Genomic DNA, 11,556 nt, shown 5'->3' with positions numbered 1-11,556 from the left:
TATAATAACATCAAAATGAAAAAGATTATCAAAATTATTTCTACTTCTTTGCTTCTATTATTCTTGAACTTATTAAATTTGGTTTATGCTAATGAAAAAATAAAAATTGGACTATTGGTTCCAATGACTGGTGAAAATAAAGATCTAGGTTCATCTATTATTAAGGCTGTAAGTTTAGCCGTCAAAGATATTAATAATGATTTGATTGAAATTTATCCAAAAGATACAGCAACAAGAGCTAACCAAACTCTTAAGTCTGCTTTTGAATTGAAACAAATGGGAATAAAAATTGTTATTGGACCAATATTTTATGAAAGTTTAACTTATTTAGATGAGATGAAAGATTTAACTTTTTTATCATTAACAAATAAAACTTTAGATTTACCTAAAAATGTAATTTCTGCTGGAATAAATTCCACTTCACAGTTTAATACTATAAAAAAATTTTTAGATAATAATAATTTACAAAAAACTCTTTTTTTAACACCAATTCAGAATTTTGAGTTTGAAGTCAAAGATGGTGTTAAAAATTCCAAAATAAAAGTTTTTAAAAATTTTGAATATAATACTGAACCAACAAAACTTACAGAACAAATTGAGGAAATAACTAAATACAAAATTAGAAAACAAAATCTAGCGGATGAAATAAGAAGAATTCAAGAGTCAAATGAACCAAATAAAGAAAAAAAAATTAAAAGCTTGGAAAAAAAATACACGATTGGAAATGTAAATTTTGATGCAGTTGTTATATCTGATTTTGATGAAAGCCTTAAAAGTGTTGCAACCTCTTTACTCTACACTGATGTATCTCCAAAAAATAAATACTTTATAACCCTTAACCAATGGTTTGATGAAAGTTTAGTGGAAGAGATAAATATTCAACCAATTTATTATCCATCAATTAATAAAAAAAATTTTGATGATTATAAAATCAAACATTTTAATGCTTTTAATCAAAACCCATCCCATCTCTCACTTTTAAGTTATGATTTGGTTGGTTTGGTATATTATCTTTCATTGAAATCAGATCTTTCGAAAATGGATAAATTATTTAAGAAAAAAAATTCATTTAAAGGTAAGATAGGAATTTTTGATATTAAAGATAACAAAATTAATCACAGATTAAATTTTTATAAAATAGAAGATAAAAAACTTACAGAAATCTTTTAAGCTTTTTGAAAGCTTGATAGCGATGATCCATTTTGTATTTTTGAGATGGTTTCATTTCACCAAACGTTTTGGATTTTTTTAGTGGGATAAAAATTGGATCATAACCAAATCCATTTTTCCCCTTTGGCTCATTTGATATTCGGCCCTCAACTTTGCCTACTACACAAGTAATTTTTTTATTTAAATGCGAGATTGATAGAGCACAAACAAATCTTGCTTTAATTTTTTTATTTTTCCAATTCTTATCTTTTTTATCTAACTCTCTAAATACTTTTTTAATAGCTTTATTAAAATCCCCTGATTTTCCTCCCCATCGTGCAGAATAGATTCCAGGTCTTTTATCTAAATGATCTATCTCCAAACCAGAGTCATCAGCCAAACATATTAGACCAGTCTTTTTAGAGAAATGTTTTGATTTAATTAAGGAATTTTCTTCAAAAGTTTTTCCATTTTCAGCAGGACTTTTAAGTTTAAAATCAGAAGTAGAGTAAATTTTGATGTAATTTGGCAATAAACTCCTAATTTCTCTTATTTTACCCTTGTTGTTAGAGCCAATGAGTAATTGTTTAATTTTTTGCTTAGACATCTAGAAATAACCAAATTTCTTACCATATATGAGTCCATGAAAAAAGAAGAAAACCAAATCAACACTCCAAAAGACGAAAATCAGAATTTAGAAAAAGAAACAGAAAAACCTGAGCAAAGCTCAACAGATGAAGGTAAACAAGAAACGCCTCAGGAAACCAAAGAAGAGATTAAAGAACCAACTCCGGAAGAAAAAATTGCTGTACTAGAAGATAAGCTGGCACGAACTTTTGCTGAAATGGAAAATCAAAGAAGAAGGTTTGAAAAAGAAAAAGAGGATGCGTTTGAGTATGGTGGGTCTAGCTTTGCTAAAGAAGCATTAAATTTAATTGATAACTTAGATCGTTCTAAACATGTTTTAGAAAGCGATGAAAAGTTAAAGGAAACAGACGCTTTAAAGAAAACACTGGAGCATTTAGACATAATAAAGAAAGATTTAATTTCTATTTTTGAAAAAAATAATATTAAACCAATTGATTGTCTTAACAAAAAACTAGATCCTAACTTTCATCAAGCAATGATGGAGATTGAAGATGATACTAAAGAAGCTGGAACAATTGTTCAAGAAATTCAAAAAGGCTTCACTATTAAAGATAGACTTTTAAGACCTTCATTAGTTGGTGTCTCAAAAAAAATTACTAAAAAAGAGGAAAAAACTGAACAAAATGAGGAAAATTTAGGAGATAAATAATAATGATATCAACTTGTAGTTTCAAATTTAAACCCTATATGACGAAAGAGAGAAATTAATATTATGAGCAAAATAATTGGAATAGACTTAGGAACAACCAACTCTTGTGTTGCGGTAATGGAAGGAACACAAGCTAAGGTTTTAGAAAATGCAGAAGGAGCAAGAACGACACCTTCTGTAGTTGCATTTACTGATGAAAATGAAAAATTAATAGGTCAACCTGCAAAAAGACAGGCAGTAACAAATCCTGAAAATACAATTTTTGCGGTTAAAAGATTAATTGGTAGAAATTTTGATGATCCAACAGTGAAAAAAGATGTTGAAGCTGCACCATTTAAAATAGTTAATTCTGAAAAAGGAGACGCTTGGATTGAAGCTAAAGGAGAAAAGTATTCTCCCTCACAAATTTCTGCATTCATATTACAAAAGATGAAAGAGACAGCTGAAAAATATTTAGGATCAGAAGTAACAAAAGCTGTGATTACTGTACCTGCATATTTTAACGACGCACAAAGACAAGCTACAAAAGATGCGGGTAAAATTGCAGGACTTGAAGTTTTAAGAATTATCAATGAACCAACTGCTGCATCACTTGCTTATGGTTTAGATAAAAAACAAAATAAAAAAATTGCAGTATATGATCTAGGTGGAGGAACATTTGATGTTTCTATACTTGAGTTAGGTGATGGTGTATTTGAAGTTAAATCAACTAATGGTGATACTTTTTTAGGTGGTGAGGATTTTGATAATGCTATCGTTGATTATTTAATTTCTGAATTTAAGAAAGATAATGGTATTGACCTTAAATCAGATAAACTTGCTTTACAAAGATTAAAAGAAGCAGCAGAAAAAGCAAAAATAGAATTATCATCTGCAGAACAAACAGATATAAACTTACCATTTATAACAGCAGATAAAACTGGTCCAAAACACATCAATTTAAAGATGACTAGAGCAAAACTTGAGGCTTTAGTTGAAGACTTAATTGCTAGAACAATTCCTCCGTGCACAACTGCTTTAAAAGATGCTGGAATTACTGCTAGTGAAATTGATGAAGTAGTTATGGTCGGTGGTATGACTAGAATGCCAAAAGTTATAGCAGAAGTTAAAAACTTTTTTGGAAAAGAACCTAATAAAAGTGTAAACCCTGATGAAGTAGTTGCAATGGGTGCTGCGATTCAAGCAGGTGTGTTACAAGGTGATGTTAAAGACGTTCTTTTATTAGACGTTACACCGTTATCATTAGGTATTGAAACACTTGGTGGAGTTTCAACAAAACTAATTGATAAAAATACGACAATTCCAACTAAAAAAAGCCAAGTTTTTTCAACCGCTGAAGATAATCAGCCAGCTGTTTCTATTAGAGTTTTACAAGGTGAAAGAGAGATGGCTTCTGATAACAAGTTATTAGGTAATTTTGAATTGGTAGGTATTGCGCCAGCTCCAAGAGGAGTTCCTCAAATTGAAGTTACATTTGATATTGACGCTAACGGTATCGTAAATGTTTCGGCAAAAGACAAGGGAACAGGTAAAGAGCAGAAGATACAAATTCAAGCTTCTGGTGGATTAAGTGATGAAGAAATTGAAAAAATGGTCAAAGATGCTGAAGCTAATAAAGAAGCTGACAAAAAGAAAAGAGAGTCAGTTGATGTTAGAAACCAAGCAGACACTTTAATTCATTCAACAGAAAAGAACTTAAAGGAGCATGGATCAAAAATTTCAGATACAGAGAAAAAAACAATTGAAGATGCATCATCTGCTGTTAAAGAAGCTTTAAAAGGTGAAGATATTGAAGATATCAAGAAAAAAACAGAAGCTTTAGTTCAAGCTTCAATGAAACTTGGAGAAGCAATCTACAAATCACAACAAAGTGCTAAACCAGAATCAGGAAAAGATGATGGTGGAGATGATACAGGTAAAAAAGACGAGAATGTTGTTGATGCTGATTTCGAAGAAGTAAAAGACGAGAATAAAGAAAAAAGCGCATAAACTGACATTTAATTGTCTGGGGTAATTTGATGGCTAAAAGAGACTATTATGATGTCCTGGGCGTTAATAAGAGCGCAAGTCCTGATGAACTTAAATCCGCATATAGAAAACTAGCAGTTAAATATCATCCAGATAAAAATCCAGGTGATTCAAAGGCTGAAGAAAAGTTTAAAGAAGCTAGCGAAGCTTATGGAATACTTTCAGATAAAGAGAAAAAACAAAACTACGATAATTTTGGACATGCTGCTTTTGAGAATGGCGGTGGTAGACCAGGTGGTTTTGGTGGTTTCAGTGGAGCTGATTTTTCAGATATTTTTGAAGATTTTTTTGGTGACTTTGGCGGTGGTGGAAGGTCAAGAAACAGAAGATCGAATAATAGAGGTTCAGATTTAAGATATGATTTATCAATTTCATTAGAGGAAGCTTATCATGGAAAAAAACAAGATATAAAATTTGCGACTACTGAACAATGTGGAACTTGCAAAGGTAATGGTTCAGAACCAGGTTATTCTCCAGACAGATGTTCTTATTGTGGAGGAAATGGAAGAATAAGATCTAATCAAGGTTTCTTTACTGTTCAACAGACTTGTCCACAATGTAACGGTAACGGTGAGGAAATCACAAATCCATGCAATGATTGTAATGGTCAGGGCAAAAAACAAGCATCCAAAAAAATATCCGTAACTATTCCTAAAGGAGTAGATGATGGTACTAGAATAAGACTTGCTGGAAAGGGTGAAGCCGGCAGCAGAGGTGGTGTTACAGGTGATTTATATTTATTTATAAACGTTCATTCTCATGAACTATTTAAAAGATCAGATGAAAACCTATTTTTTGAATTTCCTCTATCTCTTGCAGATGCAGCTTTAGGAACTACCATTGAAATACCAACAATTGATGGTGGTAGAGCAAAAATAAAAATTCCAGATGGAACTCAAAATGGTAAACAATTTAGATTAAAAGGTAAAGGAATGCCATTTATGAGAAGAGGTGATTTTGGCGATCTATATGTTCAAGTAAAAACAGAAGTGCCAGTATATTTAAACAAAAAACAGAAAGAATTATTAGAACAATTTAGAGAAATAGAAAACGACAAGTCAAATCCAAGTATCAAAAAGTTTTTTCAAAAAGCAAAAGATTTTTGGAAAAATTAAATTATGGGATTAGAGGAAATAATTCCATCTATAGCTTTAATATTAATACTAATTCTAATTTTACCTAGCTTCATAAAATCAAATTTTAAGAAAAAAGTATTTTTTAAAAATTTAAGTATTTGGGGTATTATTGTAATTATTCTTGTGATACTGATTTATTTTATCATTTAATGAAAAAAATTAATTTAGCTATTTCAGGATGTATGGGAAGAATGGGTCAACAACTCATAAAATCCTCAAAAAAAAATAAAAATTTTAAATTAGTAACACTTACAGAGAATAGATTGGTAAATAAAAAATTTAATGGAGTTAAACCTGAATTAAATTCTGCTAAAGCATTTAAAAAAACCGATGTAATTATTGATTTCACAGTACCAATGTGTACGCTTGAAATACTTAAAATAGCGTCAAAACTAAGAAAAAAAGTAGTAATTGGTACCACTGGATTTACTAGAGCCCAAGAAAATCAAATTAAAAAATATTCAAAAAAAATCCCAATTTTAAAGGCTGGTAATATGAGTTTAGGAGTAAATTTATTAATGTATTTAACTGAAATTGCTTCAAAATCACTTAATGATGAGTATTTAAGCAAGATATTTGAAGTACATCACAAACATAAAAAAGACTATCCATCTGGTACTGCTTTAATGTTAGGTAAAGGAATAGCAGATGGAAAAAATAAAAATTTATATAATTTAATTGGTAAAAAATTCTTGAATAAAAAATCTTTTCCTTACGGAAAAAAAATTAATTTTAACTCAATTAGAAAAGGTGAAATTATTGGTGAACATGAGGTAAAATTTTCAAGTGGAAAAGAAATAATTACTTTAAACCATGAGGCTTTTGATAGAGCACTTTACTCTGATGGAGCTTTAACTGCATCTAAATGGTTAATGAAAAAAAAACCAGGATTATATTCAATGAGAGATATGCTTAACTTTTCATAATGAATGAAAAACAAAAAGCAAAATTTATAATTAAAACTCTAAATAAAATTTATCCTAAAGCACCAGTCCCCTTAAAAAGTAAAAATACATTTACACTATTAATCTCTGTACTACTTTCTGCACAATGCACAGATCTAAATGTTAATAATGTAACAAAAGATATATATCCTAAGTACTATAAGCCAGAGCATTTTGTAAAATTAGGGAGAAAAAAAATTGAAAAATTAATAAAAAAAATTGGGATTTTTAGAGTTAAAGCCAAAAGTATTTACTTAATGTCAAAACAATTGCTAGAAAAGCATAAAGGTAAGGTACCTAAAACTTTTGAAGAACTTGAAAAACTACCTGGAGTAGGACATAAAACAGCAAGTGTTGTGATGTCTCAAGGTTTTGGATATCCAGCTTTTGCTGTTGATACTCATATTCACAGACTCGCACAACGTTGGGGTTTAACAAACGGGAGAGACGTGGTTCAAACTGAAAAAGATTTAAAAAGGATATTTCCTAAAAAAACCTGGTCCAAACTTCATCTCCAGATAATCTTTTATGGCAGAGAATATTGTAAAGCTAGAGACTGTTATGGAATGAGCTGCAAAATATGTACTACTTGCTACCCAAATAGAAAAAAACCTGTTATTACCAAAAAGGCTTAATATGAAAATTTTAGGAATAGGAAACGCTATTGTGGATGTCATTTGTAAAGTTGACGAAAATTTTCTTGGTCAAAACAATCTAACAAAAAGTACCATGAAATTATTCTTTGATGAATTGGAATTCAAAAACCTATTAAAAAATCTAAAGATTGAAAAAACGGTTTCTGGAGGATCAGTTGCAAACTCAATTGTTGGTATTTCTCAGCTTGGTAATGAAGTTGGTTTTATTGGAAAAGTATCTGATGATAGCTTTGGAGAAAAATATGAAGAAGGGTTAAAAAAAGAAAATGTAAAGTATTTTTATTCAAAAAAGAAAGAAAAATTACCAACAGGAACTTGTTTAATACTGGTAACACCAGATTCAGAAAGGACAATGTGCACCTTCTTGGGTACAGCAGGAAAAATTAATGAAAATGATGTTAGTTCTGAGGCAATTAAAAAAAGTGAAATAATATTTTTAGAAGGTTATTTATGGGATGAAGGAGAGCCCAGAAAAGCATTTGATAAAGCTATAAATAATGCAAACAAAGTTGCTATGTCACTTTCAGATCTATTTTGTGTAAATAGACATAAACCTCATTTTTTAAACTTAGTTAAAAACAAACTTGATATGACTTTTGCTAACGAACAAGAAATTAGATCATTGATAGAAGCAAAAAATTTTGAAGAAGTTGTAAATTTTTCAAAGCAACTTAATAAATTAATGGTGATAACTAGAGGAGAGAAAGGTGCAGTCGCAATTTCTGGAAACGAAGTTACAGAAATTGATATACAAAAATATCTAAAAATTGTTGATCTGACAGGTGCAGGTGATCTCTTTGCTGCAGGATTTTTACATGGATACATCAATAACTTATCTGTAAAGCAATGTCTTGAGAAAGGTACAGAAATGTCATCAAAGGTAATTCAACAAATTGGGGCAAGACTTTAGAATTAGTTTTTTTTTCTTTTAAAACTTCCTTTACCCTTTTTTGGTTTGTATATTTTTTGCTTATACTTTTTAGTAAATAGATCTTTTGCAACTAAATTTTTCTTACTTAATTTGATATCCATTTTTTTCACTAATTATGAATTCATTGTCATTAAATATTTTGAGAATTTTTTTTCTCAATCTATAGATATGTGTTTCAACTGTGTGGGTTTCAATGTTAGTTTTATAACTCCAAACTTTTTCTTGTAATTCATTAATACCAACTGGTCTATTTGATCTAAATAAATAAATAATTGTGTTAACTTCTTTTTCAGTTAACTTTAGATTATTTTTATTTATAAACATTTCTCTAGAATTTAAATCAATCATATAGTCATTTATTTTAACTTTGGACTGACTGTTAAATTGAATTTTTAATAATTCAATATTAAGTTTTTCGACTAATCTAAAAATTTTAATTGGAAAATTATCAAGAACAAAAAGATTTATAATTTCAGGATATTTTTTATTTGATACGACCAAATAATTATTTAATTTTTTTACTTTTTCATTTAATGAATTTTCATTATTTGCAAAACTAATTTTAAAATTTAAATCTAAACTTAATTCCTCAATAATGTGATATAATTCACTAAATTTATATATAATTAAATTACTGGTATTCATAAAAATAGAATATGACAATTATTATAAAAAATAAACATACTCTTAAAATAGATGATTTTGAATTTAGGTGCTGTATTGGTAAAAAAGGTTATACAACAAACAAAAAAGAAGGTGACAAAAAAACACCAAAAGGAACCTTCAAAATTGGGAATCTGTATTTTAGAAGTGATCGTATAAATAAACCAATAACTTCACTTAAGTGTATCAAAATCAAAAAAGAAATGGGTTGGTGTAATGATGTTAACTTTCCAAAAAAATACAATAAACCTATAAAAATTAAAAAAAATATCAGACACGAAAAATTAAAAAGAAATGACTATAAATATAACTTAGTGATTCCAATAAAGTACAATTATACAAAACCTATTGTTGGCCTTGGAAGTTGTATTTTTATCCATTTGACTAAAAATTACAAACCTACAGCGGGCTGTGTGGCTTTAAAAGAAAAAGATTTTTTTATTTTACTAAAATTAATTAAAAAAAATTCTCTAATAAAAATTTGTTAAAATCTTTTACCAAAGATATTAGATCCAATCCTTACATAAGTTGCCATGTATTTAGTAGCCAAAAGAAAATCTGCGGACATCCCCATACTTAATTCTTTTAAACCTAGTGAATTGTTTAACTTTTGCATATCCTTAAAATAACTTTCAGGATCAATGTTTGCAGGTGGTATGCACATCAAACCGACTATATCTAGATTAATTTTTCTACAATAATTCAATAATTGAGATATATTATTTTTTGGAATTCCTGATTTTTGACTTTCATCACCAATATTAACTTGTAAAAATATTTTAATTTTTTTTTTTATTTTATATTGTTCATCAGCAATTTTTTTTGCAAGTTTTTCGCTGTCTACAGAATGGATGTAATCAAATATTTGAACGGCAAATTTAACTTTATTTGTTTGTAATCTACCAATCATATGCAATCTTATCTGGGGATTATTTTTTTTAATCTCTGTCCATTTTTGAACCGCTTCCTGAACCTTATTTTCACCGTAGTCAATATGCCCATGTTCTATAAGAGGCAGAATTTTATCAATTTTAAAAGTCTTGGAAACTGCAACAATTGTGGGATTATTGATTATGTTAAAATTACTAAGATGAATTCTAATATTATTCTCAATATCTAATAAGTTTTTTACTGTATTATGCATATTAATATGACTAGAAAATATTACTTTATACACAAATTTGAAACAAGAAATATTGATAAACAAGATAAACAGACCATTATAATTTATAGAAATTATTCATTAAAATCTCTTAATGAAAATTTAATTTTAAAAATAAAAAGTTATTGTAAAAAAAAAGGCCTTAAATTTTACTTATCCAACAATGTTAAAATTGCAAATAAATTAAATCTAGACGGAGCATATATTCCTTCATTTAATAAAAGTACAAAACATTTGGCTTTTTCTTATAAACAAAATTTTGATATCGTAGGATCAGCTCATAATCTTAAAGAAATAAGAATTAAAGAAAAACAAAGGGTTAATAGAATATTTCTATCTTCATTATTTAAAAAAAATAAAAATTTTTTAGGAATTAATAAATTCAAGTTAATTTCTAAACTTACAAAAAAAAAAATTGTGGTTTTGGGAGGAATATCAAAAAAAAATTTGAAAAATTTAAAAATTTTAAATCAGACTGAGTTTGCTGGAATTTCTTATTTTGAATAAAAAAAAGGCCCCTAAAAGGGGCCTCTTTGTTTTTAAATATTAACTTTATTAGAACGCGAATGATACACCAATTTCAGCACCATCTCTGTTTGTGCCGCTTGCGTTACCAACATTGTCTACTTTGTTGATCGCACCTGCTAAAGTCATTCCACCACTTGTGTAAGAGAAAGAATAACCAGTAGCTTCTTGATCACCATCAGTAGCATCTTGCGTAGTCTCAATGTTAGATACGTTATAACCTACAGAAAAATCATCATTTACTGCGTAAGTTATACCTGCTGATTCCATCTCTTTGTCACCAGTAGCTGCACTTGTATCTGATTCTGACATTGAGAAACCAACAGTGATTGGTCCACTTGCGTAAGTAGCGTACATTACTGAGTTTTCAACTGTTGTACTTGCTGCTGACTCATCATCTTCAATACCAAAACCAGCTGTCAAACCTTCAACACCTGTATATTTAAATGCCATAGAAGTGTTTGAGTTTGCATTACTAGCATCACCTCTAGCATATGAGAAAGAAGCTGACAAACCGTTCATTTCATTTGTATTGAATATGAACTTATTGTCTGCAGAAACACCACCGATTACAGCAGTATCTGCGCCTGAAACTACATCCCATGATTCTTCATAAGCATTTGGAGATTTGTCATCGATAGCTCCCATTGCAGTACTTGCACCATGACCATCAAAAATCAAAGTACCAAAGTCACCACCAATTGTTATGCTGTGGTCGTCTTCAGCTCCACCATCGATTTCCATTTTTGAAGTGATCATTAAACCACCATCAGTCTCTCCACTTGCGCTGAAGTTTAAAGAGTCACCCATAGTGAAGTTGTTATTAGTTACATCTGCACCAGTATTATTGTAAGTTATTGAAGCACCCATTCCAACTGACACCTCAGCTGCATTTACTGAAAATGCTACTAAAGAACCAGCTAAAGCTGAAGCTCCGATTTTAGTTAGTTTATTCATAATATTTACTCCTTATTTACGTTATTATTAATAATAAACATTGGTTTTTTAGCAGAAAGTATTTAAGCAATTTTAATTTATTTTAGTTTTGTTGTTTTTTTAGAAATT

General features: G+C 29.1%; 13 protein-coding genes. 9 read left to right on the top strand and 4 right to left on the bottom strand.

The window, feature by feature from the left end; genetic code table 11:
* The first annotated feature begins 15 nt into the window (after positions 1–15).
* Positions 16–1,170 carry an ABC transporter substrate-binding protein gene (locus ACTTAX_RS05595; protein WP_440693513.1) on the top strand — a complete coding sequence of 385 codons (1,155 nt, stop codon included), beginning with the start codon at positions 16–18 and terminating at the stop codon, positions 1,168–1,170.
* Here ACTTAX_RS05595 and rdgB read toward each other — a convergent pair.
* On the bottom strand, positions 1,154–1,756 hold the full coding sequence (rdgB, locus tag ACTTAX_RS05590) for an RdgB/HAM1 family non-canonical purine NTP pyrophosphatase (protein ID WP_440693512.1): 603 nt from the start codon (positions 1,754–1,756) through the stop codon (positions 1,154–1,156). The genes ACTTAX_RS05595 and rdgB overlap by 17 nt on opposite strands.
* 36 nt (positions 1,757–1,792) lie before the next feature.
* Between rdgB and ACTTAX_RS05585 the strand changes: the two genes are divergently transcribed.
* The 6 genes from ACTTAX_RS05585 (at position 1,793) to ACTTAX_RS05560 (ending at position 8,120) form a co-directional block, all read left to right on the top strand.
* Complete coding sequence (locus ACTTAX_RS05585) at positions 1,793–2,446, top strand: nucleotide exchange factor GrpE (RefSeq protein WP_440693510.1); 654 nt, start codon at positions 1,793–1,795, stop codon at positions 2,444–2,446.
* A 63-nt stretch (positions 2,447–2,509) separates the two neighbouring features.
* Positions 2,510–4,435, top strand: coding sequence for a molecular chaperone DnaK (gene dnaK, locus ACTTAX_RS05580; RefSeq protein ID WP_440693509.1), 1,926 nt, complete (start codon positions 2,510–2,512; stop codon positions 4,433–4,435).
* Between the two features lie 29 nt (positions 4,436–4,464).
* Positions 4,465–5,589, top strand: coding sequence for a molecular chaperone DnaJ (gene dnaJ, locus ACTTAX_RS05575; protein WP_440693507.1), 1,125 nt, complete (start codon positions 4,465–4,467; stop codon positions 5,587–5,589).
* 170 nt (positions 5,590–5,759) lie between these two features.
* Entirely contained in the window at positions 5,760–6,536 is a 777-nt protein-coding gene (gene dapB, locus ACTTAX_RS05570) for a 4-hydroxy-tetrahydrodipicolinate reductase (RefSeq protein ID WP_440693505.1), read from the top strand.
* The gene (nth, locus tag ACTTAX_RS05565) at positions 6,536–7,189 is read left to right on the top strand and encodes an endonuclease III (protein WP_440693504.1); all 654 of its coding nucleotides are present in this window, start codon (positions 6,536–6,538) and stop codon (positions 7,187–7,189) included. The genes dapB and nth overlap by 1 nt, the downstream gene beginning before the upstream one ends.
* Position 7,190: 1 nt before the next feature.
* On the top strand, positions 7,191–8,120 hold the full coding sequence (locus ACTTAX_RS05560; protein WP_440693503.1) for an adenosine kinase: 930 nt from the start codon (positions 7,191–7,193) through the stop codon (positions 8,118–8,120).
* 102 nt (positions 8,121–8,222) lie between these two features.
* Here ACTTAX_RS05560 and ACTTAX_RS05555 read toward each other — a convergent pair whose 3' ends face one another.
* Positions 8,223–8,786, bottom strand: a complete 564-nt coding sequence (locus ACTTAX_RS05555) for a winged helix-turn-helix domain-containing protein (RefSeq protein WP_440693501.1) — start codon at positions 8,784–8,786, stop codon at positions 8,223–8,225.
* 11 nt (positions 8,787–8,797) lie between these two features.
* Here ACTTAX_RS05555 and ACTTAX_RS05550 point away from each other — a divergent pair, with 11 nt between their 5' ends.
* Positions 8,798–9,292, top strand: coding sequence for a L,D-transpeptidase family protein (locus ACTTAX_RS05550; RefSeq protein WP_440693500.1), 495 nt, complete (start codon positions 8,798–8,800; stop codon positions 9,290–9,292).
* On the opposite strand, the gene ACTTAX_RS05545 is transcribed toward ACTTAX_RS05550, so the two are convergent.
* Positions 9,289–9,948: a YggS family pyridoxal phosphate-dependent enzyme gene (locus ACTTAX_RS05545; RefSeq protein ID WP_440693499.1), complete on the bottom strand. Its 660-nt coding sequence runs from the start codon at positions 9,946–9,948 to the stop codon at positions 9,289–9,291. The two genes, ACTTAX_RS05550 and ACTTAX_RS05545, sit on opposite strands and share 4 nt — an antisense overlap.
* 6 nt (positions 9,949–9,954) lie before the next feature.
* On the opposite strand from ACTTAX_RS05545, the gene ACTTAX_RS05540 reads away from it, so the two are divergent.
* Complete coding sequence (locus ACTTAX_RS05540) at positions 9,955–10,473, top strand: thiamine phosphate synthase (protein WP_440693497.1); 519 nt, start codon at positions 9,955–9,957, stop codon at positions 10,471–10,473.
* Positions 10,474–10,521: 48 nt separating this feature from the next.
* Here the strand turns inward: ACTTAX_RS05540 and ACTTAX_RS05535 are convergent, their stop codons facing one another.
* A complete protein-coding gene (locus ACTTAX_RS05535; RefSeq protein ID WP_440693496.1) occupies positions 10,522–11,448 on the bottom strand; it encodes a porin in 927 nt (308 codons plus the stop codon).
* Positions 11,449–11,556 lie beyond the last annotated feature (108 nt).

The organism is Candidatus Pelagibacter sp. HIMB1695, assembly GCF_052047655.1.
GTDB lineage: Bacteria > Pseudomonadota > Alphaproteobacteria > Pelagibacterales > Pelagibacteraceae > Pelagibacter.
The sequence above is the reverse complement of the archived record's forward strand: the minus strand, read 5'-3'. Positions and strand labels throughout refer to the sequence as shown.